Source organism: Microbulbifer sp. 2205BS26-8, from assembly GCF_030731025.1.
GTDB lineage: Bacteria > Pseudomonadota > Gammaproteobacteria > Pseudomonadales > Cellvibrionaceae > Microbulbifer > Microbulbifer spongiae.
In genome coordinates this window covers 1-25244 of sequence record NZ_JAVAMR010000014.1, presented here as the reverse complement: position 1 = coordinate 25244, position 25244 = coordinate 1, and the positions used below count along the sequence as shown (strand labels likewise).

Here is a 25244-nt window from a genome sequence, read left to right as displayed (position 1 = left end):
CCCTCTACGATGCCGGGAAAGATCTATCTGCGAAAAAACAGCGGCAGGATGATTATCCCTTCCCCCACCCGCTTTCCAGGCCCACCAATGATGCACTGCAAACACTCAACACAGGCTTTCCACTTGTGTTTCCAGCCATGGACCTGAGTCAAATCCGTGTAAAATCTATCTCCCGGAGCGCTTTCTTCCCTTGATCAGCCGGTACCATGGCTCCCGCACCTGGGCGATATGTGCTGTGGGGGTCAGGCACTGTGCCAAGCCCTCAAGCTCCCCTGCCAGTGCGACATCTATTACTCCCTCCATCAACAGTGTCCTGATCCGGCCAATAAGCAGTGTGTCCCGCAGCCCCTCCGGCGCCTGCAACCCAGCAGCAAACAGTTCGGGAACCCAGGCAGCCAGATCCTGTAAGCACAGGCGGTCATTACCCCGCTCAGGGTAACTGCTGAAATCGCCGTTAAATGCCAGGCCAGAACCATGTTGCAGGTAGTGGTCATTGAGCAGTTGATTGGATTGTTTAAACTGCATAAAAAAATCCACTGCAGCACTGCGAGAAGGTTTCAACACCGTCTTGTCACTAACCATTACCGGCTTGAGTTTTTTAATCTCAGATTCCGCCACCCCCAATTCAAGCAGCTTGTGGGTCAAGAGGAACTGTTTACGGCCTATACCCTCATTCACCCGGCAGGGGGGAATGACCAGATCCCGCCCTAAGAACATCGAGAAGTCACTGACAATATCCCCACCCCTAAGCGTCTCACTGGAGAACTCCCTGATCGTAAGTGATGTTCTACCAAAAACCCTTTCCCACAGTTGCAGTTTGGCAAAATAATCATAATAAATTTTAATATTTTCATCTAACCGGGGAAAAGCACCTTCACTGTGTCCAAACAGCTTGCTCGAAGAACTCATGTTCGAAACACATCCGCGCGCAGACTGTTTTTTAAAGGAAACGGCCTGCAAATCCTGCCTGCGCAGATACATAACGACACGGATATCGTCAAAATATTTTGAGCAGACTGCGTAGACCTGCTCTATATCCCTGTGCATATGCAAGAAACACAGGTGCTCGGCAGAAACGATTGTGCTCTCACCGGTACTGCTTGCCAGCAGCATATCAAGGTGCTGATTCAGCCTGAAAAACACGCGCCCACTGCGCTTAAAAACCTCAACGGCAGCAGAGGAATTCCCCTTTTTACCAAGGGACAGAAACTCAAATCCTGTAGTCTTTAATTGCTCGGCGTAGTGCTTTAAAGCCAGTTGCAGGGAACTGGAGCCTGTTTTGTGAAAGCCAATATGGAGATAGAGCGTACGCATCCAAAATCCAGTCATTTCACTTGCAAGGGAAAATAGCCGAATGCAAGGCAGGCTCCAATACGAAGAGAGCCGCTCAAGCCTAGGGAATATCGATAGTGTGATTACCTCAGTCACAGGGAGTGACTGTAAGATTCTAGGACAGAAATAAACGGCGTGAAGGAAAAGAAGAGCGGGACAGTGAAAACTGATACTTTCACCACAGTTTCAACACTACCTGGACCGGAAGCTTGGATTATTCGGCAGTGTCGCTGGATCGGGTTATCCTGTGTGCAGTCAAAGGGCGGATTACCGGGGACGGCCTCGACCGCCGCCGCGACGTCCGCCATGGCCGCCTCTATGGCCCCTGTCACCCCCGCCATGGCGGACTTCAACCACAGGGGGCTTTTGTAACAGCGCTTCCGGTGGGACCTCGCATTTCAGTTTTTGCCCCAGTAACTGTTCTATCGGCTCAAGGCGCATAGCATCATCTTCACAGGCGAAGCTGATAGAGGTACCCGTTTTACCGGCACGGCCGGTACGGCCAATACGGTGCACATAATCCTCCGGTTCCTCTGGCAGTGTGAAATTCACCACGTGGCTGATGCCGTCGATATGGATACCGCGGCCGGCAACATCGGTGGCCACCAGCACTTTGGTCTTGCCGGACTTGAAGTCGTTCAGGGTGCGCACGCGCTTGTTCTGCGCCACTTCGCCGGAGAGCAGGCCCGCAGAGATACCGTGGGCCAGTAGGTGTTCGTGCAGGCGGCGGCACTGGTCTCGGCGGTTGGCGAATACAATCAGGCTATCCACATCGCCACTTTGCAGTATGTTATACAGAAGGGCATATTTTTCTTCGCTTGCGGCTAAGTACACGTGCTGTTCTACAGAGTCAGTGGCCACCCGCTCCGGCTCGATTTCCACCAAGACCGGGTCATCGGTCCACTGTTCAACCAAAGCATCAACTTCGGGAGTAAAGGTCGCAGAAAAGAACATAGTCTGGCGGTGGGTTTTGCGCGGAGTCTGGCGCACGATACGGCGCACCTGGGGAATAAAGCCCATATCCAGCATGCGGTCGGCCTCATCGATCACCAGAACCTCCACCTGGTCCAGATAGCAGTCGCGGTTGCCGACAAAATCCAGCAGTCGCCCGGGCGTGGCGACCAGGATATCCACCAAACGCTCATTCAGGTTGCGCTGCTGCTTGTCGTAATCCATCCCTCCCACCAGGGTGTGGATTTCCAAGCCGGTATATTTGCACAGTGCCCTGGCATCATCGGCAATCTGCATCACCAGTTCACGGGTCGGGGCGATGATTAAAGCGCGGGCCTCACCGGCATAACGCTCTCCATCAAAGGGGTGGCGCAGCAGGTCGTCGATAACGGTAATCAGGAAAGCCGCGGTCTTGCCGGTGCCGGTCTGCGCCTTGCCCACCAGGTCATGCCCGTTGAGGGTGTGTGGCAGAGATTGCCCCTGAATAGGCGAACAGTACTGGAAGCCCAGATCGTAAATACCATGCATCAGCTCCAGGGGCAGATTCAGATCGTGGAAGCGAACCTTGCCCGCCTGCTCCGGAACCTGGAATGCATCCAGCGCCCAGGGGGTGGCGAGTCGTTCAGATTGAGATCTGCGACTGCGCTGACGCCCCCTGCTGTGGGACGACTTGCCACCGCTTTGGCGAAGTTGCTCCCCGCTCCGGCGGGATTTATGCTCGGGCGCCTTGCCAGGCGATCCCGGACCCTCGTTAGAGCGCCGGGAGCGCTCTTTGCCCCGGGGGGGATTTTTGTCCTCAGTAGAGGTGGAACGGCGAAACAGCTTGCCTATCAAGGGAGATACTCGCTCAAATATTCAAATAGCTGGCGAGTATACCATCTCTAGCTGGGGTCCCGCCCGCAATAGCGCCGGCACAGCCAGTAATCGATACTGAAAAAACGGCCTGCTCCGCTGCAGAGCAATGCCAGCAACATAATGAAATAGGTCGCAACAAATTCAATACCGTTTTTCAGGATGGTGATATTGCCAGCTTCCACCAGCCATTCGTAGTTGCCGTGTTCCTTCAACAGTGCAACCACCCGCTCCTTGCGCAGGGCCGCATCGTCGATCAGATCCTCACGCCACTCCCAGGGCGCTGTCAGGGTCTTATCCGGCAGGGCTGACCAGCCGTTTTCCCAATGCGCCGTCACCGCCGCAATCGCCATCACAAACATCAGCGGAATCGCCACCAGACGGGTGCTGAAGCCCACCAAAATGGCAATACCACCAAAGAATTCCACCAGCGCCGCCAGCCAGGCCATCAACATCGGGGCGGGCAGTCCCAGGCCCCAATCCGGGTTGCCAAACCATGCCGCAACCTCTTCAATACTGCCCATCTTGTTAAGCCCGGCCATAATAAAAATCGGCGCCAAATAGATACGCAAAGCCAGTGGCCCCAACCAGTCGATCTTGCGCACAAAATGCAAGAAGCAAGCATACCAGCGCCCCAGGCTATTCACCGCACCACTCATTATCTTCACTCTCCCTTTCGGTCTATTTGTTCACTTTAGTCGAGCGGGCACAACATCTGTTACACAGGGGCTTCACCCCCAAACGCGCAGGTCAGCGCAAAGGTTACTTTCATTGCTGCCATCTGCAGGAATGGATATCTTGATATCAGAAACTGGCCATTGTGAACAAACTCTGCAGCTGCAGCACCCTCGCTCCACAGGTCGTGCCCGGACCGATCCCAATAGTCACTGGGCCAAATCCGGGTTTCGCCGTAAAATAGCCGGCTCTTTAGTTGGTGACGGGAGACTCGTGCGGTCAATTGCCTTTTGGTTGGCCACGGCGATCTACTGGCGGCCCTTTTGCAAAGCCGGTTTACCAATACCACACTCTTTGGCTGATTGCCCTCGATCTTCGACTGGTATACAGCGCTGAAATCTGGTTTTTTTCTTTGTTGAAGCTTTATCGACACGCCATTTCCACTGAACTGTCACACCTGGCCACGCTGGGTGGGCCCCTGGCGGTCAGTAACCTGGCCGTTGTGAGCATGGGTGTTGTGGATACCATCGTGGCCGGTCGCGCCGGGGAAGTGGACCTGGCAGGCCTGGCGCTCGGCGCCAGTATCTGGGCGGTATGCGCTGTGACCCTGATCGGTTTGCTCGCAGCGGTATCCCCGCTTGTGGCTAATCTGCGCGGTGCGAGGGATGAGAAAGGCTGCGCACGGCAGCTGCACCAGGGGCTGTGGATCGCATTCGTCGGCGGCCTCCTGGTGGTTCTGGCCCTGTTGGCGGTACCGGTCTGGAGTCAGTGGATAGACACGGAAGCCCCTGTACGACAGGTGCTACAAAGCTATATCCTGGCCCTGACCGTCGGCACCTTGCCCTTCGCCCTGGGCACGGCCCTGCGCGGTTACTGCGAGGGCATGGGACAGGTGCGCCCGGTTATGCGCATCTACCTCGCCGCAGCGGTACTCAACATTCCGCTAGATATGCTCTTTGTGTTTGGCGCCGGTCCGATACCCGCCATGGGTGGTGCCGGCTGTGGCTGGGCCACTGCCGCGCTCAGCTGCCTGATTGCCCTGGCGCTGTTCTGGCACGCCTGCAGCGACCCCGCATACCGTGCGCTTAAACTCAAATTGACACCCTCCAAGCCCCATTGGCCCACCCTCCTGCACCTGCTGGCAGTGGGATTGCCGGTGTGTGTCGGTGCCGCCAGTGAGGTCACTTTCTTTGCGAGCCTGACCGTTTTGCTGGCACCATACGGTGCGGCGATCGTCTCCGCCCACCAGATCGGTATGAACGTGGGCTCAATCTTCTATCTGATAGCTCTGGCGCTCGCTCAGGCCCTGAGTATCCGCACTGCCCAGTTACTGGGTCAGGGGCGGCCCAAACGGGCCCTGTTTGCGGGCAAGGTGGGGATTGGTACTGGAGTACTTTACGCGCTGGGCACCGGGATCCTGCTGATCAGCCTGCGCAGTGTTTTCGTACAGGTCTACACCAGCAGCGCAGAGATTGTCGCCGTTGCCACCAATCTGCTGTTGCTCTGTGCGGCATTCCAATTGGTTGATGTCGCCCAGGCCATGACCTGGGGCGCCCTGCGGGGATACAAGGACACCCGCGTGCCCATGTTTATCCAGCTTTTCTCCTACTGGCTGGTGGGGCTCTCCAGCGCTTACTGGCTGGGGGAGAACTTGTGGGGCGTGTATGGCTACTGGACCGGGGTCTGTATCGGCCTCGGCACCGCCTCAATACTGCTGGCAATGCGCTTTTGGCACACCAGCCGCAGGGCCATCACCATGGCCCGTAGGCCATCTATCGCCAGGAGGGCTTCTCAACTGCGGGGAACATCCTGATCGGGCCCGCGCTCCAAGTGTGCGCCTGTGTCGGGCAAAAACACTACCGTCAGCGTCGTACAAACCCAATGACTGACCGGAGGAAACCATGACCCCACGCCTCTCCCCAAGCAGAATCCAGTGCTTGCTGGGCCTTGCCCTGCTGGTGACCGCCACTCAAGGACTGGGTGAGACCGATCCGGCGCAACATTCGATTGTGCCCGAGGCGGAAAACCTGCAGCCGGACATCACTCTGCCCGCACCGCCAGTGCCCAGCGGGGATACGCCGCGCCCACCTGATGCGGGTCCGGACAGCAGTTCGCAGACACCCCTGCCCCAGGCGGAAAACCTGCAGCTGGACCAGCCCATCGCAAACATGGAGCCCCCACATACCATCAAGCAAGAGGCGCAGGGGCAACCTGTGCAGGAAATCACCACAGCGGAAACCCTCTCACCAGGACCCAGGGAGGCCGCCAAGCCCCTGCGTCTGCTCGGTACCGAGGTACCTCCGGCAACCGCTACCCGCCTGGCCTGGTCTCCCAGCCAACACTTTGAAGGCGTCTACAGCCCCACCCCGGTACTGGTGGTGAACGGGGCCAAACCGGGACCGGTTCTGTGCCTTACCGCCGCAGTGCACGGCGACGAACTCAACAGTATAGAAACCGTACGGCGGGTGCTGTACCACCTGAATGCCGAACACTTGAGCGGCGCCGTTATCGGGGTGCCCATCGTGAACCTGCAGGGCTTTCACCGTGCTTCCCGCTATCTCACAGATCGTCGCGATCTCAACAGGCACTTCCCTGGCGACCCCCATGGCTCTTCTGCCTCACGCATCGCCCATTCGTTTTTTCACGAAGTGATCAGCCATTGCAATGCCGTGGTCGACCTGCATACAGGCTCTTTTTACCGAACCAATCTGCCCCAGCTGCGCGGTGACCTGAGCAATCCGAAAGTCGTGAAAATGACCAAGGGCTTCGGTGCCACCGTGGTGCTGCACAGTACCGGTGCCAAAGGCACACTGCGCCGCGCCGCTGTCGAGGTGGGCATTCCTACCGTTACGCTGGAGGCGGGGGCACCCATGGTGCTCGACGAACCATCCGTCAGCCACAGTGTGAAAGGAATCCGCACCCTCCTGAACCAACTGGGTATGGTACGCAAATTTCGCCTGTGGGGTGACCCGGAGCCGGTGTATTACAATTCCACCTGGCAGCGCGCCACCACCGGCGGCATCATCTTCAGTGCAGTGCAGCTCGGCGAGTTTATAGGCCGGGGAGACCTACTCGGCACGGTCACCAACCCCATTACCAATGTGCGCACCGAAATTCGCTCAGAACACAGCGGGCGTATTCTCGGTATGGCGTTGAACCAGGTGGTACAGCCCGGTTTCGCCGCCTACCATATCGGTATCCAGGCGCCGGGAGAACAGATCAGCAAACCTCAGGAAGTGGTTGCGGAGGTCCCCGCAGCCGAGCAGGCCGGGGTAGTCAAACCGGCACACACATTCCCCACTGACACGGTCCCGGAACCCCTCAACGATGAAGATTGAACCCGGTATCAGGGTGTCCTGACCCTGTCGATAATCACGGGCCCGACCTGATCAATCGGTTCCGGTTGCAGGGTAATATGCTCGATACCAAAGCGCTTGATCAGAGTTTCCCGCAGGCGCTCCAGCACCGCCGACCAGGCCGACAGGTCGTCCACCACAATATGTGCTGAAAGCGAAACGGTACTGGAATCCAACCGCCAGATATGCAGATCGTGCACGGAGCGCACTCCGCTGACCTGCGCTAGAGTCTCACCCACCACCGGCAGACTCAGCTCCCGCGGTACCCGCTCCATCAATACATCGACCGCATCGCGCAGCAAGCGCACACAGGAAATCAGGATTAGCAGGCAGATCAACAGGGACAATAACGGATCAATGGGTAACCAGCCGCTCAGGTAGATCACCGCACCGGAGACCAGAGCAGCCATCGAGCCCAGCAAATCCCCCATGACATGCAGCAGAGCCCCGCGGATATTGAGTGTGCGCTCACCCCGGTAGAGTGTCCAGGCTGCCAGGATATTAACCAGCAGCCCGATAGCAGCAATCAGCATCACTGTAGTGCCCTGCACCGGCTGTGGGTTGCGCAGCCGGTCAATCGCGGCAAAGGAAATACCAGCGACGATCAGCAGCATAATCACACCGTTGATCACCGCCGCCAACACCTCCGCCCGACCCCAGCCAAAAGACAGATCGCGATCCGCCGGTTTTTTTGCCAGCGCCGCAGCGACAGCCCCGAGCGCCAGAGCAAAAGCATCCGTGAGCATATGTCCGGCATCACTGAGCAGTGCAAGGGAACCGGACAGCCAGCCTCCCACCAATTCCACAAAGGAGAAACCCAGTGTGAGCAGGAAAGCAATCAGCAGCGGGCGCAAGGCGCCATTGCCGTTGCGATGGTGGACGTGATCGTGCACAGACCCCCCTTTTCTCAGCGCCGGGATGCTCTATGTTCCGGCGGACAACTGTGGCTGTGTTCGCCCCAACGTGATTCTTTCCCGGCGGCAAAAATCCCTGCGGCTTTGTACATCAACAAAACCAGCCGCGCTAAAAATCCTCCGCACCCGCGCCGCCTGCTGCCAGCCGTGCTCCACCAGTAACCAGCCCCCCACTTCCAGGTAATCGACAGCGCGCGTGGCGATATGCTCGATATCCGCGAGGCCCCGGCGTCCCGCCACCAGTGCGGAGTGCGGTTCGAAGCGCACATCGCCATGTTGCAGGTGTGGATCGGCCCTGTCGATATAGGGGGGGTTGCTGATAATCAGCGCGAAACGCTGCGGCTGCAGTTGGGCAAACCAGTCACTCTGTTGTATCTCCACATTGTGAAAGCCGAGGTTACGGCGGTTTTCCTCGGCCAGCACCAGCGCTCTTTCCGATTTCTCCACAGCAATAATCCACCAACCCGGTCTCTCCGCAGCCAGCGCCAGTGCTATGGCCCCAGTGCCGGTGCCCAGGTCCAGCGCACACAGCTGTTGCTGCGGACAGAGCGACAGGGCCGTTTCCACCAGCAGCTCGGTGTCCGGGCGGGGAATCAGGGTGGAGGCATCGACTTTTAATCTGAGGGACCAGAATTCCCGCTCTCCGGTCAGGTGTGCCACCGGCTCCCCATCTCGGCGCCGCGCCAGTAGTCCATCAAATGCGCACTGTTGGGCCGGCGTCAATTGATATTCCGGCCAGGTGTAGAGCCAGACGCGCCCGCGCGCAAGGATATGGCCGAGCAGAACCTCTGTATCCAATCGCGCCGACTCGCTGTGGGTTAATTCCACCCAGCGAGCAATATTGTCCTTGACACTGGCCATACGTAAACAGCTATCTATAGCGGCTTAGAAACATCAGCATTACTGGCCCATAGCCGCGAGCTGGTCCGCCTGGTGCTCGGTGCGCAACGGCTCGATCACAGTCTCCAGCGCACCCTGCATCACTTCATCCAGTTTGTACAGGGTCAGGCCGATACGGTGATCAGTCACCCGCCCCTGGGGAAAATTGTAGGTGCGGATACGCTCGGAACGGTCACCGCTGCCCACCAGGCTTTTGCGTGCATCAGAAATTTCCTGCGCCGCAGCCGCCTCCTGTTCGCTGGACAGTTTGGCCTGCAGCAGTGCCATTGCCTTGGCGCGGTTCTTGTGCTGGGAGCGTTCGTCCTGGCACTCCACCACGATACCCGTAGGAATATGGGTCAGGCGCACGGCGGAATCCGTTTTGTTCACATGCTGGCCACCGGCGCCGGAGGCGCGATAGGTATCCACGCGCAAATCGGCCCGGTTAACCTCAATGGCATCGCGCTCATCCGGCTCCGGCATGACTGCCACGGTACAGGCGGAGGTGTGGATACGCCCCTGGGACTCGGTTTCCGGAACCCGCTGGACGCGGTGAGCACCGGACTCGAATTTGAGCTTCGCGTAGACATTCTCGCCTGCCACGCGGGTAATGATTTCCTTGTAACCGCCGTGTTCACCGGGATTTTCACTGATAATTTCAAGGCGCCAGCCCTGCTTTTCCGCGTAGCGGGAATACATGCGAAACAGATCGCCGGAAAAAATCGCCGCCTCATCACCACCGGTGCCAGCGCGGATCTCCAGGAAGACATTTTTGCGGTCATTGGGGTCGCGGGGCAGCAGCAGGGCCTGCAGTTCGCGCTCCAGAGGCGCCACTTGGCACTGCGCCTTGCTCAATTCCTCCTGCGCCATCTCACGCAATTCAGAATCGCGCTCGCTGAGCATCTCCCGCGCCGCCGCCATGTCCTCTTGCAGCTGCCGGTAACGGCCATAGCATTTCACCACTTCTTCCAGTTCGGCATACTCTCGCGACAGGTCGCGGAACTGTTCCTGGTCGGCGATTACACCGGCATCACCGAGCAGCGCAGATATCTCCTCGTGGCGCTCCTGCAGGTGATCCAGTTTGTTCAGTAGCGACTCTTTCATTTGTGCTTTTTCTCTAATGGGATCTCGGCGAGGTCGTCCAACCCCACCACCTCACGCACAATGCGCAGGCGCTCCAGATCGCCATCGGCAGTGGCTTTCTTTAAGCTGACCGTGGGCGCGTGGATCAGTTTATTCGTCAGTGTCCGGACCAGTTGTTCCATCAGGCGTCGTGGGTCCCCGCCCTTGTCCAGTTGCAACAGCACCCGCTCCAGTTCCACACCACTGATTTCCTGGACGCGCTGACGGTAGCTGCGAATGGTATCCACTGCCCCGAGTGCCCGGCACTCTTTGGTAAATTCTGCCGCGGCGGTGTCCACTATCGCCCCTGCAGCCTCGGCGGCTTTCTCGCGGGAGCGCATGCCTTCATCAATCACACCGCGCAGATCGTCCACCGTGTACAGGTAGACATCATCGAGCTCTCCCACCTGGGGTTCTATATCCCGCGGTACGGCGATGTCCACCATAAACATCGGGCTGTGGCGACGTCTGCGCAACGCGGATTCCACCGCGCCCTTTCCCAGAATGGGCAGCTGGCTGGCGGTGGAACTGATGACAATATCTGCGCGGTCCAGATGTTCGGGAATATCGGCAAGCAAAATTGCCTCCGCGCCAAAATTCTCCGCCAGCACCTGGGCGCGACTCAGGGTCCGGTTGGCCACAATCAACTGCCTGATGCCCTGATCCAACAGGTATCGTGCCAGTAGTTCGACCGTCTCACCGGCGCCGATCAACAGTACCGTCTGCCTCTTCAGATCAGTAAAAATACGCGAGGCCAGGGATACCGCGGCATAGGCTACAGACACCGGGTTTTCACCGATAGCTGTCTCAGTGCGCACTTTTTTCGCGACGGTAAACACCCTCTGGAATACCCGGTGCAGTTCGCCGCCGACACTGCCGGATTCCCGTGCCACCGCATAGGCAGACTTGACCTGCCCGAGAATCTGCGGCTCACCCAGGACCAGGGAGTCAAGGCCGCAGGCGACGCGCATCATATGCCGCACTGCCGCCTCTCCGTTATAGTGGTAACTGCAGCTTTTCAACTGTTCCAGCGGTATACGCTGGTACTCTGCAAGCCACCGGAGCAGTGGCTCTGCGTCGATGGCCCCATAGATCTCGGTGCGGTTGCAGGTGGAGAGAATAGCCAGCTCCCGGCAGTCGAGCAATGTGCGCGCATCTGCCAGGGCACCGGCCACCGCCTCGGGCGCGAAAGCCACCCGCTCGCGCACCTCTATGGGCGCGCTGTCGTGGTTGATACCCAGGATAACAAATGGCATAGCGTTTCGTCGGTGCTCAATCTCGAAGTGCGAAATTCACATTGGGGGCGCATTTTCAGGGGCCGCCATCTCTCTTGCAAGACCGGCTGACGGTTAAATTGCGCGCTGATTTGGCCAGGAGGCCAGGAGCCTGCCGTTCGCAGAACGATTCACGACTAGAATTATATGGCGTTAATCGGTTAAAACACGCCACTCGTACCCCGCTCCCGCGCCCAGCAACGTATGGACACGATCTATGCTCCCACCCTGCCTGTTATTCCCAAAGCCCGGGGCCGCCAGTCTCCCCCTGTACCTTGGCCTCTGCTCTCTATTCATGGTAGGGTCCTGTACCCAGATACCATCACCGGGGGGTACCGGGGAACCCCCCAGCCAGGCTGTGCAGGACCAAAAGACAAAAACAGCCGTCTCATCCCGGCCGGCCGACACACGGGCCTTTCCAATTGATACCTTCTACACATTGCTGGTGGCGGAAGTTGCCGGTATCCGCAAGCACTACGATGTCGCTCTCGCCAACTACTACCGCCAGGCGAAGGTCACTCAGGATGCCGGCGTAGCCGCCCGCGCTACGCACATCGCCCGCTTCCTCAATGCCCGCCAGGCCGCCCTGCGTTCCGCCCAGTTGTGGGTCGAACTGGAGCCGGAAAATACTGAAGCTCACCTGGCGGTAACTGCGGAACTGACTCTGGCCGGGAATTTGCCGGCCGCCCTGGCCCATGCAGAAAAGGCCCTGGCGCTGGGCGGCAAGCCGCCCTTGCAGTCCCTCGCTTCCACTGCCATCGCACATCAGCAACTCGATGCACAAACCCTGGCAAATCTTGCCCATCTGGCTCAGGAATACCCCAACAACGACGAGGTGATTCTGGCCTATGCCATGGCGTTGCGTGCCGGCAAGCAGTACGGTCGCGCCCTCACCCTAGTGCACCAGGTCCAGCAACAGCACCCCGACCAGCTCGATGCGCCGCTGCTGGAAAGCCAACTGCTGGTTGACCTCGGCAAGCGTCGCGACGCGATCGAACTCCTGGAAAATCTGGTCAACATCCACCCCGATGAGAGCCGTCTGCGCCTGCAATATGCGCGCCTGCTGATCCGCGAGGACCTGGCCCTGGCACGCCAGCAATTTGCCGAACTGGTCAAACAGCGCCCCGAAGATGGCAATCTGATCCTGTCCCTCGCCCTGATTGAATATGAGACCAACCAGATAGACGCGGCCAAGCCACTGTTTACAAAATTGCTGGAACTGGGACAACACGAATCTTCAGCACATTTTTATCTGGGAGGCCTAGCCGAGAAGCAGCAGGAGGTTACCACCGCTGTCGAACATTTTCGCCAGGTCCAACCGGGCAACGATTACCTGAAAGCCATCACCCGCGGTACCCGATTGCTCGCCGCCACTGGCCAGCACAAGGACAACCGGCAGTGGTTTGCCGAGCTTCGCCAACAACACCCTGTGCAGGAGGAACACTTCTACCTCATGGAGGTTGAACTGCTGCGCAAGAACGGCGAGCCGCAACTGGCACTGGAGCGGGTCGAACAGGCCCTCGCAGCCAACAGTGTCAGTCATCGCCTGATCTATGCCCGCGCCTTACTCAACGATCAACTCGGCAATGCCGCGGCCTTTGAGCGCGATCTGCGCAGTTTACTCAAACGCGACCCACAAAACGCCACCGTACTGAACGCACTGGGCTACAAGTTGATCGACGATCCGTCGCGCCGCGGGGAAGCACTTCAGCTGATCAACAAGGCCCTGGCGTTGAAACCGGAAGATCCCGCCATCCTCGACAGCATGGGCTGGGTGCAGTACCGTCTGGGTAATTACAGCGCGGCAGAAACCTACTTGCGCAGGGCATTGGAGAAGTTGCCCGATCATGAAATCGCTGCCCACCTGGGCGAGGTGCTCTGGGTACAGGGAGATCGCATCGGTGCCCTCAAGGTCTGGAAAGACGGGCTTGCAACCCACCCCCACAGTGAAATGATTCCGGCCGCAATGAAACGTCTGCAAATCAAAGAGTCACTACAACAGCATGTATCCGATCATTGAATTCCCCTCCGCCCGCAACTATTTTTTTCTGCTGGTCGCAGCTCTCACCCTCCTGTTCTCTGCCTGTGCCAGCCAGAAAACCAGGGAACAGCGCACACCGGATGTGCCGCGGGAAACAACCACAGCAAAAACGGTAGCACAGTTGGAGCAGTGGACTATCAGGGGAAAGCTGGGTGTGCGCTCTCCAAAGGATAACGGCAGCGCCAACCTGACCTGGGCACAAAACGGTGTGCAGAATTACCGGCTTCACCTCAGTGGTCCTCTCGGCGCCGGCACAACGGTCATTACCGGCTCCGCCGGCGGCGTCAGCCTGGTGCGAGGCGATGAACCCCCGGTTGTGGCGCGCAGCGCCTCTCAACTCACCACACAAACCCTGGGCTGGCCTCTGCCCGCTGCCGAGATGTTTTACTGGGTGCGTGGACTGCCGGCCCCCGGAGCCAAAGGCGCTGAGAGACACAATGCACAGGGGCAGCTGCTGAGCCTGCAGCAATCCGGCTGGTTGCTCCGGTTCAGCGACTACCGCCAAAATGGTCCCTACCGTCTGCCCACCCGCATCAAGGCACGGACCAACGCCAGCGCCGGGCCTGTGCAGGTCACTCTGGTGATCAAGGCGTGGGAGTTTTGAATGCTGAAAGGCCCGCAAGAAGGTAAAATGAGTCGATCAGATTTAACCGGCCCAACCCTCCCTCATGCTGCAGTTACCCGCGCCCGCAAAACTCAACCTGTTCCTGCGTATACTCGGCCGCCGTGCGGACGGCTACCACGAGCTGCAGACACTCTTTCAATTGCTCGATTATGGGGACACACTGACATTCTCACTGTGTGAAACTGGTAAAATCCGCGTGGATGCCGGTGCACTGAAAATCCCGCTGGAAGACAACCTCGTATACCGCGCAGCCCGGCTGCTGCGGGAACAATCCCTGAACCACAATCGCAAGGTACCGGGCGCATATATTCGACTGATCAAACATCTGCCCCACGGCGGCGGTATCGGTGGCGGCAGCAGCGATGCCGCCACCACACTGCTGGGTCTCAACCACCTGTGGCAGTGCGGCCTGTCCATCGACGCGCTGGCCGAACTGGGCCACCAGCTGGGTGCAGATATTCCGGTATTTGTGCGCGGGCGCACCGCCTGGGCCGAGGGCATCGGGGAGAAATTAACCCCGGTCGCAACGCTAAAACGCCACTATCTGGTGGTGTCACCGGGTTGCCAAGTACGCACTGCAACCATTTTTTGCGACCCGCGTTTGACAAGGGATTCCCCCCCAATTACATTAGCGGCCCTTCGCGAGAAGCTGCGCTCGGAGAAAGCGCTGAGCGGAGAAAAGCGGCAAGTTTTTCCCGGTAACGACTGCCAGACACTGGTAGAGCATCTCTACCCTGAGGTCCGCGATGCCAGAGTGTGGCTGGAGCAATTCGCACCGGCACAACTCACCGGTACCGGCGGCTGTGTATTCGCAGCTTTCCATACCGCATGCGCTGCCAATACGGTGTTTGCACAGCTTCCGGGCAAATGGCGGGGGTTTATAGCATCTGGCGTACCAGTTTCTCCCGTTCACCAGGTGCTCGCGAAATTAACCTCAAGCGAATGAGGACAGACACTGGGGCGTAGCCAAGCGGTAAGGCAGCGGGTTTTGATCCCGTCATGCGTAGGTTCGAATCCTACCGCCCCAGCCACTTTCTGTTTATTGGCAGTGGCGCTATTGAAAACCGGTTCCCCATGTTTCAGTCGACATCGATCCAGCCGGCCCAGGTTACCCGTGCAGGGCTGAACACAGCCCGCCCCCCATTCCACAATGGCGAAGGCGAACTTGCGCGCAAATCCCTGTCGACGACCGGGGGACTCCGTGAAAGTCGGCGCAACTATCCGGATGACGGGGAGCGGCCAACAGAATACCCCTATCCCGCCCCGCCTCTCCCGCAATAGGCAAGAACGGGAAATGCCCTACCCCAACTGCTGGCAAAATTGTGCACACACCTACACTTCAAGACAAACTAAAGGAACTCGCAGTGGCTGACTTAATGGTCTTTACCGGCAATGCAAATCCGGAGCTGGCACAGAAAGTCGTCGACCATATGGCAATCCCCCTTGGGGAAGCCGTGGTCAAACGCTTCTCCGACGGGGAAATTGCCGTCGAAATTACCGATAACGTGCGCGGCCGTGACGTTTTTGTGGTGCAGTCCACCTGCCAGCCCACAAACCGTAACCTGATGGAACTGATCCTGCTGGTGGACGCCCTGCGCCGCGCGTCCGCCGGCCGCGTTACCGCCGTAGTGCCCTACTTCGGCTACGCCCGCCAGGATCGCCGCGTCAGATCCCAGCGTGTACCCATCTCCGCCAAAGTGGTTGCCGATATGATGGTCAGCGTGGGCATTGACCGCGTATTGACCGTAGACCTGCACGCCGAGCAGATCCAGGGTTTCTTCGACGTACCCGTGGACAATGTCTATGGCTCCTCTGTGCTGCTAGACGATATCGAGCGCCGGAAATACGAGAATCTGGTGGTCGTTTCCCCGGACATCGGCGGCGTAGTGCGCGCCCGCGCTGTGGCCAAGAGCCTCGATTGTGACCTGGCCATTATCGATAAGCGCCGTCCCGCCGATAACGTGGCGGAAGTGATGAATATCATCGGCGAAGTCAGCGGCCGTACGTGCCTGCTGGTGGATGATATGGTGGACACCGCCGGCACCCTGTGCAATGCCGCCAGTGCCCTCAAAGAGCACGGTGCCCAGAAAGTTGTCGCCTATTGCACCCACCCGGTGCTATCGGGTAACGCCATCGACAACCTGAACAATTCGGTACTCGACGAGCTTGTCGTGACCGACTCCATCCCGCTGGGCGACAAGATGGAAAAAGCCCCAAAGATACGCCAGCTGACCCTGTCTGCGATGCTGGCCGAATCCATGCGCCGCATCAGCAACGAGGAGTCCCTCTCCGCAATGTTTCGCTAGGCGTCCGGCCCCAGCGACTGCCGGCCGAGCCGTGCCGGCCCGCACTTTGCCTTCGGCGCCGATTGCCGTAGAATACGCGCCCGCCCGGCAAAGCCAGGCGATTCCTTCTTGTTGGGCACAAGCCCAATTTCAACCACACCAGCGCGGTCCGGTCGCAGGTCGCCCTGGACAGACAATCCGAGGTTTAACCCATGTCTGATATCAAACTGAACGCCATTGCCCGCAGCGATGAAGGGAAAGGTGCGAGCCGCCGCCTGCGTCGCCTGGAGGGCCGTGTACCCGGCATCATTTACGGCGGCAAGGCCAAGCCGCAATCCGTGTCCCTGCTGCACAAAGACCTGTTCAAGGCCCTGGAAAACGAAGCCTTCTTCTCTTCCATGCTCACCCTGGACATCGACGGTAAAACAGAGAAAGTGATCCTGCGCGATCTGCAGCGCCACCCAGCCAGGCAGTTGCTTCTCCACGTTGACTTCCAGCGCGTTTCCGCCAACACCAAGGTACACGTGAAAGTGCCCCTGCACTTCCTCAACGAAGACACCTGCAAAGGGGTGAAAGCCGGCGGTATCGTCTCCCACACGCTGACCGAACTGGAAGTACAAGCTCCCGCCGCCAAGCTGCCCGAGTTTATCGAAGTGGACCTGGCGAACCTGGAAATGGGCGACGTATTGCACATTTCCGACCTGAAACTGCCGGCGGCGGTTGAATCGGTTGATCTGAGCCACGGCGAAGATCACAATCTGGTTGTCGCCTCTATTCACAAGCCACGCGGCGTCGTTGAAGCTGAGACCGAAGCCGAAAACGGCGAGACTGGCGAAAGCGAAGAGTAAGCGTTTTGACAGCGGCACCGGACACCCCGATCCAGTTGATTGTCGGCCTGGGGAACCCCGGCCCGGAATACGACCGGACACGGCATAACGCCGGTGCCGATTTTGTTGTCGAGCTGGCCCGCCACCACGGCGTCCAGCTCAACCCGGACAGCAAATATCACGCCCTCACGGGCCGCCTGCGCATCGGCAGCCGGGATGTTCGCCTGTTGATCCCCACCACGTATATGAATCGCAGTGGCCGGGCGGTAGCCCCTCTGGTGCACTTTTTCAAAATTCCCCCGGAGGCCATCCTGGTCGCACACGATGAACTGGACCTTCCCCCCGGTACCGCACGCCTGAAGTCCGGCGGCGGCCACGGTGGACACAACGGTCTGAGGGATATCATTGCCGCACTGGGCAATAATCGAAATTTTATGCGCCTGCGGCTCGGCATCGGCCATCCCGGCCGCGGCGGCGAAGTGGTCCGGTTCGTCCTGCAGCGAGCCCCCAGAGCGGAACAGGAAATACTGGCCGAGGCCATTGATCGCGCAATCAGGGTACTGCCCACTGCCGTCAGTGGCGACTGGGGCGCGGCCATGAAGGCGCTGCATACGGCGACTCCGGCCGGCAGTTAGGCCCTGTTGACCGGCTTGCTTTTTGTCCCAAAAACTTGATAGTGTGCTGCGCCAAATCGCCGGTATTGCGCCGGCTGGCCCGGTTGTTTGATGGCCATACATCCCGCTCATCCAGGCTCCCGCCAGCACTGTCACGACCGGACTCTCCAACGCAGACCAGCAGGGCGTGCAGACACGCCCCAGGCAAACGGGAAAATAGCACTATGGGTTTTACTTGCGGTATTGTCGGCCTGCCCAATGTGGGCAAATCCACCCTGTTCAATGCTTTGACCAAGGCGGGCATCGACGCTGAGAACTTCCCCTTTTGCACCATCGAACCCAACGCCGGCGTTGTGCCGGTTCCGGACAGCCGCCTCGACAAGCTGGCGCAGATTGTCAAACCGCAGAAGGTGATTCCAACCACAATGGAATTTACCGACATCGCCGGTTTGGTCGCGGGTGCCTCCAAGGGTGAAGGCCTGGGCAATAAATTCCTCGCCAATATCCGCGAAACCGATGCCATCGCCCACGTTGTACGCTGTTTCGAGGACGACAACGTGATCCACGTAGCCAACCAGATACATCCCCTGTCCGATATCGAGGTGATCAATACCGAGTTGGCCCTGGCCGACCTGGATACCGTGGAAAAGGCCCTGCAGCGCTATACACGCGCCGCCAAGGGGCAGGACAAGCACGCGATCAGAATGAAAGCGCTGCTGGAAAAGATCCAGCCGCACCTGAACGAAGCCAGGCCACTGCGCTCCCTCGTCGGCCTGGCAAAAGAGGAGTTGGCCAAGCTGCGCGAATTGAGCCTGCTCACCGTGAAGCCCACCATGTATATCGCCAACGTACACGAAGAGGGCTTTGAGCAGAATCCGCACCTGGATGCGGTCGCCGCCATTGCCGCGGAAGAGAATGCCGTGCTGGTACCCATTTGCAACAAGCTGGAAGCGGAAGTCGCCGAGCTGGACGACGACGAGAAACAGGAGTTTCTACACGAACTGGGTATGGAGGAACCCGGCCTCAACCGGGTGATTCGCGCTGGCTATCAGTTGCTGGGCCTGCATACCTACTTCACCGCCGGTGTCAAAGAGGTGCGCGCCTGGACCATCCCCCTCGGTGCCACGGCGCCCAATGCTGCCGGCAAGATCCACTCTGATTTCGAGAAAGGGTTTATCCGCGCGGAAGTGGTTGGCTACAGCGACTTTGTCAGCTGTGACGGGGAGGCCGGCGCCAGGGAAGCCGGAAAGTGGCGCCTTGAGGGCAAGGATTACATTGTTGCGGACGGAGACGTCATCCACTTCCGCTTTAACGTCTGACCCTTTTCTTTTTTCGCCGCCCTGTCGCCGGGGCGGCTTTCCACCGACCTGGAACCCATGGCGCAATCAAACTGGAAAATCGGTCTGCCCCTGGCCCTGGTAACCGTTTTTATGTGGGCCGCCCTGCCTATCGCCCTCAAAGGCCTGCTGGAGCATATCAGTCCGGAAACGGCCACCTGGTACCGCTTTGCCGGCGCCGCTCTGTTGGCGGGCATCTACTATGGTCAATCGCGACAGTTGAAGCTCGGGGCACTATTTGGCCGCGGCCTGCTGCCTTTTACCCTGCTGGCCGTTGTGGGACTGTTGGTCAATTACCTCACCTATGCCAGTGGCCTCGATTACATCACCCCTGGCGCTGCGCAAATTGTGATTCAACTGGCGCCATTGCTGTTGTTGATTTCCAGCGTACTCTGGCTTGGGGAGCGCTTCTCGCTGCGCCAGTGGTGCGGCGTGGCCATGGTGGTGACCGGCCTGCTGCTCTTTTTCAACCAGCGCCTGGGCAACCTGACCGACGGCGCCAAAGACTATCTTCTGGGCCTGGGGTACATCCTGGTGGCAGCTGTGGCCTGGGCTGTATACGGCTTCTTCCAGAAAAAGATTCTTTGCAGGGCCACACCACAGGACCTCCTGGTATTGATTTACATCGCCGGTACCCTCTGCTTCCTGCCCATGGCCGACCCGCTGGCGGTCACACACCTCGGCGGGCTCGAGTGGGCGCTGCTGGCTTTCCTCACCGCCAACACCCTGATCGCCTACGGCGCCTTCAGCAAGGCCCTGGTCCATTGGGAGGCATCCAGCGTCAGCGCCACCCTGTCACTGGTGCCGGTCATTACCCTGCTATTGAGCACATTGATCAGTGCCACCTGGCCGGACTACATTGCTGTAGAGCCCCTCAACTGGATCAGCTGGACCGGCGCCGGCGCCGTGGTGGCGGGCTCCGCCCTCGCCGCCATCACTGGCCCCAGGCGTCGTCCGGGCCCTGCGCCGGACGCAAAAGAAAACCTCCTAACTAACTGAAAAGAATACAAAAAAGTGTTGACACGCCCAACCGGGAGAACGATAATGCGCGCCCTCGGTCAGGCCCGGGCAAGAACAGGGAAAATGGCAAGGTAGCTCAGCCGGTTAGAGCGCAGCACTCATAATGCTGAGGTCGGGAGTTCAAGTCTCCCCCTTGCTACCACTTCAAGCCAAAGGTCCACCTTGTACAGATTAGAAACTGGGGCGTAGCCAAGCGGTAAGGCAGCGGGTTTTGATCCCGTCATGCGTAGGTTCGAATCCTACCGCCCCAGCCATCTCTTTTGCCCAGTTCCCCCTCCTTTGCAGCACAAATACCAAACCAGACGCAGAAAAAAGCCCTGGCCCGACAGTGGTAACCTGGGGATCAATGGCGTGACTGCCCCGCTGCCAAGACAGGCGGGCAAACCACACAGCAATGCCAAAAACCAAAACACGGTCGCGCTGCCGCCCGCAGGTGTGGCGTCTGTAGCATCACAGCCGGGCGCCATGGCCGGTGCGGAGATAAGCGTGTGATCCCGGCTGATCCGGCACAACCCCTTGGAAAAACGCCAGCCGGAAAAACCGCACCCCGCTTTCATCTTGTCTAAGCACGAGCCTTTGAGAGAGGGGGCATTATCGCACCCAGTGCAGCGGGAGCCATAGGCATATCACTGGCAACCCGCAGCGCAGACAGGCAAGACCGATTATTAACCGGCCCGCTTTTTGCGAATCAGGTTCTGGACCTGCATGGAAGACATTATGGAGGCATAGATGGCCGACAGCGCGCCACGTTTGCGCAGTTCCAAGAAATCCTCATCGGACAACTTATTCAGTTTCTCTTCATCCACCACAAAAAAGCCGGTGAGATCGTAGGGCTTGTCGCTCTCGGTAACACGCAGGGTCAATTTCTTCTGGGTAAGCAGATCCTTGGATACCAGGAATTCGACAAACTGCTCGGTAACACTCACACGCTGGGCGGCCTCTACAACTGCCTGGGCACAGTTTTTCAGGTAGTCAGTTTGCTCACCTTCCGCATCGAACAGTGGCTCACCCTCGGCTTCACTCAGCATCCTGGAATCTTCATCAATGCAGAGCACTGCCTGATCAGCATCTTCGGGATTCTTCACCAGCACAAAGGGGTAGGTGCGTACCTGCAACGGAACATAGCTGCCATTCCAGCCCTCACTACCGGAGAAGAGGTTTTCACCGGGGCGCAGGCCTGTCAGGGCAACCACTTTGAACTGATCGGTATTCTGGTCTTTTACGAACAGGATCGGGTAGCTCTGGCTCGCCTGCACCATCTCCTGGACTACCAGCGGCAGGATGTGATTGCCACTGACATGGTCAAACGTGATGTCCTGTGTGAATTTCAGGTTGGCATGTGCCTTTTTATCCAAAGCTTTGATCTGTGCCATAAGTACAACTCCTAGCCACATAAAGTGTTATTCAATTATTAGGGGTGCCTACCGTACCACTTTATCCAGCAATTAACGATAAGGGACACGATCCCCGCCCATCGGCAAGTGACACCCTGCGAATAATCGGCAAAGGCAGCACAAGGCGGGCGGTGCGCGCAAATAGGGCCTGGACCACGTCACTCAGATAGGTATATTCTTGTGCCTCAGTCAATAAGGACATTCGATTGAGTTTCAAGGAAGAACATTATGGCGGGGCACCCACGACTTAACCAAGTGAAGTCAAAGACTCAACTGGTTCCATACGGCGGCACTTTTTTAATGTAGAGCTCAGTTATCACGTCGTGTTTGGTGTGGATGGCTACGTTGTGGGTCTGAAGTTCTCCGACCGACACAACAGTACAGACTCTGCAAAAGCAGCCAGAATAAACCCTTTTGGCTTAGGGAGAACCATCGCTCAAACCGCCGTTAAAGTGATCCTTCCAGACCTGGATCGAATCGCTATTTTTGGATTCTATCTGCTGACCGATGATCTGGATGCGAGGCGAACGGGCGGCGCGGACAGAAAAAAACGGATGTATACCGCCAGGGCTCTTGATATGCACAAGGGCGTCAAAAGCAAGCTCAAGCACCTGACCCGAGTAGAGGTCGATGGTGGCCTCGGTTGGGCGATGAGCGAACACGACTTTTCCAGTTATTCCCAGTTTCAGATTTTCGAGCGAGAGCTGGCTAAACAACTGAGGGTGATACCATGCTGATTCGGATTGAAACCGGAGAGCTTATAGAGTTTCCCGAGGATCTAGCCGCACTTGTTTTGATCGACCCCCTTTCTGATGGCGACGATCAGCCGATATTTACAGCAGAAGAGGTCAACCTGCTACTCCATTCTATTGTGGGCACCCACTATGACCCCGAGTTGAGCCGCGAGGACAATATCAAAGAGATCGAAGAACTCTATGGTCAATTCAAGCCGCCCAGCGCACAGACTTTGCGTCTGGCACAACAGTCAATCCGGGCGTATGTGCGAGAAATTAAGAGGGATGAAATAGGCATGGTCAATAGAGAGCAAGTGGATCAGATGTTCGTAGATAATCCCCAAAAGCGACTGGGGTAATCACGAAGAGAAACACCTTATTGTCAATAGCAACGGTGTCCGGCAGAAAAAGAGTTTAACGCGATAAAATTCCAGCACTGACACGTATATTTGGCCTCATAGGTGCGCGTGCAAAAGATATTTGAACTTTTTTCAGTCGGCGCGCGGTACCGTCCAGGGCTCCCGTTTCGCTGCGATACAGCAGGACAGAAAATACATAAAAAACACGAAAAAGTACTTGACATGGCCATCCAGGTGCGCGACGCGATCCCTGTATGCGTATTGATCGATATACAGGAATTTCCATGTCCCATCGCTGCGAAAAATTACACAACGAACTGATGAGCGAAACCGTTTTTTCCGAATTCTTCTCTCCGGCATCCAACGCGCTTAACAGGGTGCGCTATGCTGCGGGCCGCTTCAAGTCACTTCCGATGGAAGACTTCTGCGCATTTGGCTGCCTGCGCCACCTGCAGGGCATCCAGACTTTGCGCGAACAAATACAGCTGTTGTTCCATTTGACGGAGGCCGCACAAATGCCCGTGGCGCGTTCAACCTACTCCGATGCCTTGAGCTCCGAGTACCGGCTGGAGATCCTGATACAAATGGTGACGCAGCTGTTCAGGCAGGCCCGAGCCGTGCTTCCCGACCGGCTGGCGGAGATCCCTGGATTGGGCGAGCGCTCGATCTACGCGGTAGACGGCAGCTACCAGCACGAAAGTGCCCATTATCATCGCTGCGCCCCCAAGCATGGTGGTGAGGACAACCCCAAGGGCCACATGATGTTGGCGTTCTACGATGTCAGAATCGGGGCACCAGCGTCCGTTCAGATTGAAACGCGCAACTTCCACGAAATGCGGGTTTTCAAGGACTACGGGCAAGAGCCAGGCAGCCTGCTCAAAGAACGCCGGGCACTATGGGTCGTGGACCGTGCCTATGTAGACATGCCCTTCTGGGATGCCCAGTACAAGGGTTATCGCCAAACTGTGATCACACGCATGAAAGACAACCTGTTGGTCGAAGATCGCAAGCCGAGGGATCTTTCCGAGCACAAGATCAACGAAGGAATTTTGGCGGACGAAGAAGTGGTGCTCAAGGCCAGCAGTGCCCGGTGGCGTCTTATTCACTATCAGGCGCCGGATGGAAACTGTTTCGAGTTTCTCACCAACGAGATGGAACTGGAACCCGGCGTCGTCGCATTCCTGTATCTGCGCCGCTGGGACGAGGAAAAGTGCTTCGATACCTGGAAGAACAGTTTTGCGAGCAAGAAGGCCTGGAGCAAGAGCGTAACCGGGATCAGCGCACAGGCTTGGCTGGCGATCATGACCTCGCTATTGCTACTCATGTTTGCTCACCACCACCAGGATCGCTGGCAGATAGGGGATGAAAAGAGCCTGAAGAAGCAGCCGGATCGCATCGACCAGAAATACATCAAGGAGGGACAGCGCATTCCCTGGCATACCTTCCTCTACCGCTCTGTATCCAAAATCAGCCAGCAAGTAATCCGATTCCTAAAATACTGTTTTTGGAAGAAAGCCTCCCGGAAGCTCTATGAACGCCAGCTGATGCCAATGCTTCTGAGGTATACGTGATTTTTAACCGGACACCGTTGTGGACAAGAAAAACAATTAAATAGAGTAAAGAGAAATGTCTAAATTTAATCAATATAAACGCAATACAGTAGCGGACATCCAAGGCTTTAAGGGCAATAAGAAAATTGTTTGCTTGACGGCGTACACAGCGCCAATGGCAGAGATGCTCGATAAACATTGCGATCTTCTTCTCGTTGGCGACACGGTTGGCATGGTACTTCACGGCATGCCAGATACGGTTGGCGTAACCCTAGACATGATGATCATGCATGGGCAAGCGGTAATGAGAGGCGTAAAGAAATCTCTGGTCGTCGTCGATTTGCCGTTTGCCAGCTATGAAGAAAGCAAGGAAGTGGCCTATCAATCGGCTTCTCGGATCATGAAAGAAGTGGGTTGTGACGCTGTTAAAGTTGAAGCCTTTCCAGGTATCGCTGACACGATTAAGTTTCTAGTCGATCGTGGTATTCCTGTTGTAGGTCACGTTGGCCTAAGACCTCAAGCGATCAACGTCAGTGGCGGATTCAAAGTCCAAGGCCGTGATGAAATGAGTAAAGAAAAAATTCTAAATGACGTGCGCGATGCACAAGAAGCGGGTGTATTTTCTATCGTGCTAGAAGGTGTACCAGAGCATCTTGCCATCGAGGTATCCCAATTTGTTAGTATTCCAACCATAGGTATAGGTGCGTCAAAAGATTGCGACGGCCAAATATTGGTTACCGATGACATGCTCGGAATTTTCGATTGGGTACCTAAGTTTGTGCGCAAGTACGCAAACCTGTCTAAATCCGTCGATGATGCTGTTAGTCGGTACAAAGAAGACGTGGAGCAAGGGCGCTTTCCAAATAGTAAAGAAACCTATCGATTTGAATAATTCAAGACTGGAGAAAGTAATGGGGGGGCAACGGTGTCCGGTTAAAATCACGTATACCTCAGAAGCATTGGCATCAGCTGGCGTTCATAGAGCTTCCGGGAGGCTTTCTTCCAAAAACAGTATTTTAGGAATCGGATTACTTGCTGGCTGATTTTAGATACAGAGCGGTAGAGGAAGGTATGCCATGGAATGCGCTGCCCCTCCTTGATGT

23 protein-coding genes and 3 tRNA genes are annotated in these 25244 nt (G+C 57.4%); 18 read left to right on the top strand and 8 right to left on the bottom strand.

Going from position 1 to position 25244, the window contains the following annotated elements; translation table 11 throughout:
• Nucleotides 1-165: 165 nt before the first annotated feature.
• The 3 genes from Q5Y71_RS06935 to Q5Y71_RS06925 form a co-directional block, all read right to left on the bottom strand.
• Nucleotides 166-1314 carry a hypothetical protein gene (locus tag Q5Y71_RS06935; protein ID WP_306041095.1) on the bottom strand — a complete coding sequence of 383 codons (1149 nt, stop codon included), beginning with the start codon at nucleotides 1312-1314 and terminating at the stop codon, nucleotides 166-168.
• Between the two features lie 285 nt (nucleotides 1315-1599).
• Complete coding sequence (rhlB, locus tag Q5Y71_RS06930) at nucleotides 1600-3117, bottom strand: ATP-dependent RNA helicase RhlB (RefSeq protein ID WP_306041093.1); 1518 nt, start codon at nucleotides 3115-3117, stop codon at nucleotides 1600-1602.
• 47 nt (nucleotides 3118-3164) lie between these two features.
• A complete protein-coding gene (locus tag Q5Y71_RS06925; RefSeq protein ID WP_306041092.1) occupies nucleotides 3165-3794 on the bottom strand; it encodes a DoxX family protein in 630 nt (209 codons plus the stop codon).
• 428 nt (nucleotides 3795-4222) lie between these two features.
• Here Q5Y71_RS06925 and Q5Y71_RS06920 point away from each other — a divergent pair, with 428 nt between their 5' ends.
• On the top strand, nucleotides 4223-5623 hold the full coding sequence (locus Q5Y71_RS06920) for an MATE family efflux transporter (RefSeq protein ID WP_306041091.1): 1401 nt from the start codon (nucleotides 4223-4225) through the stop codon (nucleotides 5621-5623).
• A gap of 88 nt (nucleotides 5624-5711) precedes the next feature.
• Nucleotides 5712-7148, top strand: coding sequence for a succinylglutamate desuccinylase/aspartoacylase family protein (locus Q5Y71_RS06915; RefSeq protein ID WP_306041090.1), 1437 nt, complete (start codon nucleotides 5712-5714; stop codon nucleotides 7146-7148).
• Between the two features lie 8 nt (nucleotides 7149-7156).
• Here the strand turns inward: Q5Y71_RS06915 and Q5Y71_RS06910 are convergent, their stop codons facing one another.
• Genes Q5Y71_RS06910 through hemA form a run of 4 tightly spaced genes read right to left on the bottom strand, consistent with a single transcriptional unit; the run spans nucleotide 7157 to nucleotide 11337 of the window.
• Nucleotides 7157-8059, bottom strand: a complete 903-nt coding sequence (locus Q5Y71_RS06910; protein ID WP_306041089.1) for a cation diffusion facilitator family transporter — start codon at nucleotides 8057-8059, stop codon at nucleotides 7157-7159.
• 30 nt (nucleotides 8060-8089) lie between these two features.
• Nucleotides 8090-8941 carry a peptide chain release factor N(5)-glutamine methyltransferase gene (gene prmC / locus Q5Y71_RS06905; RefSeq protein ID WP_306041086.1) on the bottom strand — a complete coding sequence of 284 codons (852 nt, stop codon included), beginning with the start codon at nucleotides 8939-8941 and terminating at the stop codon, nucleotides 8090-8092.
• Nucleotides 8942-8980: 39 nt separating this feature from the next.
• Entirely contained in the window at nucleotides 8981-10063 is a 1083-nt protein-coding gene (gene prfA / locus Q5Y71_RS06900; protein ID WP_306041085.1) for a peptide chain release factor 1, read from the bottom strand.
• Nucleotides 10060-11337: a glutamyl-tRNA reductase gene (gene hemA / locus Q5Y71_RS06895; RefSeq protein WP_306041084.1), complete on the bottom strand. Its 1278-nt coding sequence runs from the start codon at nucleotides 11335-11337 to the stop codon at nucleotides 10060-10062. The genes prfA and hemA overlap by 4 nt, the downstream gene beginning before the upstream one ends.
• A 376-nt stretch (nucleotides 11338-11713) precedes the next feature.
• Between hemA and Q5Y71_RS06890 the strand changes: the two genes are divergently transcribed.
• The 12 genes from Q5Y71_RS06890 (at nucleotide 11714) to Q5Y71_RS06835 (ending at nucleotide 20358) form a co-directional block, all read left to right on the top strand.
• On the top strand, nucleotides 11714-13375 hold the full coding sequence (locus Q5Y71_RS06890) for a tetratricopeptide repeat protein (protein WP_306041083.1): 1662 nt from the start codon (nucleotides 11714-11716) through the stop codon (nucleotides 13373-13375).
• On the top strand, nucleotides 13359-14000 hold the full coding sequence (gene lolB / locus Q5Y71_RS06885) for a lipoprotein insertase outer membrane protein LolB (protein ID WP_306041081.1): 642 nt from the start codon (nucleotides 13359-13361) through the stop codon (nucleotides 13998-14000). The genes Q5Y71_RS06890 and lolB overlap by 17 nt, the downstream gene beginning before the upstream one ends.
• A gap of 64 nt (nucleotides 14001-14064) precedes the next feature.
• Complete coding sequence (gene ispE, locus Q5Y71_RS06880) at nucleotides 14065-14967, top strand: 4-(cytidine 5'-diphospho)-2-C-methyl-D-erythritol kinase (RefSeq protein WP_306041080.1); 903 nt, start codon at nucleotides 14065-14067, stop codon at nucleotides 14965-14967.
• 10 nt (nucleotides 14968-14977) lie between these two features.
• Nucleotides 14978-15052: transfer RNA gene (locus Q5Y71_RS06875), tRNA-Gln, on the top strand.
• Complete coding sequence (locus tag Q5Y71_RS06870) at nucleotides 15021-15302, top strand: hypothetical protein (RefSeq protein WP_306041079.1); 282 nt, start codon at nucleotides 15021-15023, stop codon at nucleotides 15300-15302. The genes Q5Y71_RS06875 and Q5Y71_RS06870 overlap by 32 nt, the downstream gene beginning before the upstream one ends.
• Nucleotides 15303-15397: 95 nt before the next feature.
• On the top strand, nucleotides 15398-16327 hold the full coding sequence (locus Q5Y71_RS06865; protein WP_301419012.1) for a ribose-phosphate pyrophosphokinase: 930 nt from the start codon (nucleotides 15398-15400) through the stop codon (nucleotides 16325-16327).
• 191 nt (nucleotides 16328-16518) lie between these two features.
• Complete coding sequence (locus Q5Y71_RS06860; protein WP_306041078.1) at nucleotides 16519-17154, top strand: 50S ribosomal protein L25/general stress protein Ctc; 636 nt, start codon at nucleotides 16519-16521, stop codon at nucleotides 17152-17154.
• 5 nt (nucleotides 17155-17159) lie between these two features.
• Nucleotides 17160-17768 (top strand): aminoacyl-tRNA hydrolase, encoded by a 609-nt coding sequence (gene pth / locus Q5Y71_RS06855; protein WP_306041076.1) that lies wholly within the window; start codon nucleotides 17160-17162, stop codon nucleotides 17766-17768.
• Between the two features lie 203 nt (nucleotides 17769-17971).
• Nucleotides 17972-19066 carry a redox-regulated ATPase YchF gene (gene ychF / locus Q5Y71_RS06850; protein WP_306041075.1) on the top strand — a complete coding sequence of 365 codons (1095 nt, stop codon included), beginning with the start codon at nucleotides 17972-17974 and terminating at the stop codon, nucleotides 19064-19066.
• 57 nt (nucleotides 19067-19123) lie between these two features.
• On the top strand, nucleotides 19124-20083 hold the full coding sequence (locus Q5Y71_RS06845) for a DMT family transporter (protein WP_306041074.1): 960 nt from the start codon (nucleotides 19124-19126) through the stop codon (nucleotides 20081-20083).
• Between the two features lie 86 nt (nucleotides 20084-20169).
• A tRNA-Met gene (locus tag Q5Y71_RS06840) sits at nucleotides 20170-20246 on the top strand.
• 37 nt (nucleotides 20247-20283) lie between these two features.
• Nucleotides 20284-20358 (top strand) — tRNA-Gln (locus Q5Y71_RS06835).
• Between the two features lie 411 nt (nucleotides 20359-20769).
• Here Q5Y71_RS06835 and Q5Y71_RS06830 read toward each other — a convergent pair.
• The gene (locus Q5Y71_RS06830; RefSeq protein ID WP_306041073.1) at nucleotides 20770-21477 is read right to left on the bottom strand and encodes a SapC family protein; all 708 of its coding nucleotides are present in this window, start codon (nucleotides 21475-21477) and stop codon (nucleotides 20770-20772) included.
• 353 nt (nucleotides 21478-21830) lie between these two features.
• Between Q5Y71_RS06830 and Q5Y71_RS06825 the strand changes: the two genes are divergently transcribed.
• The 4 genes from Q5Y71_RS06825 (at nucleotide 21831) to panB (ending at nucleotide 25033) form a co-directional block, all read left to right on the top strand.
• Complete coding sequence (locus tag Q5Y71_RS06825) at nucleotides 21831-22235, top strand: hypothetical protein (RefSeq protein WP_306041072.1); 405 nt, start codon at nucleotides 21831-21833, stop codon at nucleotides 22233-22235.
• The gene (locus tag Q5Y71_RS06820) at nucleotides 22229-22591 is read left to right on the top strand and encodes a hypothetical protein (protein ID WP_306041071.1); all 363 of its coding nucleotides are present in this window, start codon (nucleotides 22229-22231) and stop codon (nucleotides 22589-22591) included. Before Q5Y71_RS06825 ends, Q5Y71_RS06820 begins: the two co-directional genes overlap by 7 nt.
• Before the next feature lie 284 nt (nucleotides 22592-22875).
• Entirely contained in the window at nucleotides 22876-24162 is a 1287-nt protein-coding gene (locus Q5Y71_RS06815; protein ID WP_306041070.1) for a transposase, read from the top strand.
• Nucleotides 24163-24217: 55 nt separating this feature from the next.
• A complete protein-coding gene (panB, locus tag Q5Y71_RS06810; protein ID WP_306041069.1) occupies nucleotides 24218-25033 on the top strand; it encodes a 3-methyl-2-oxobutanoate hydroxymethyltransferase in 816 nt (271 codons plus the stop codon).
• The last annotated feature ends 211 nt before the right edge of the window (nucleotides 25034-25244 follow it).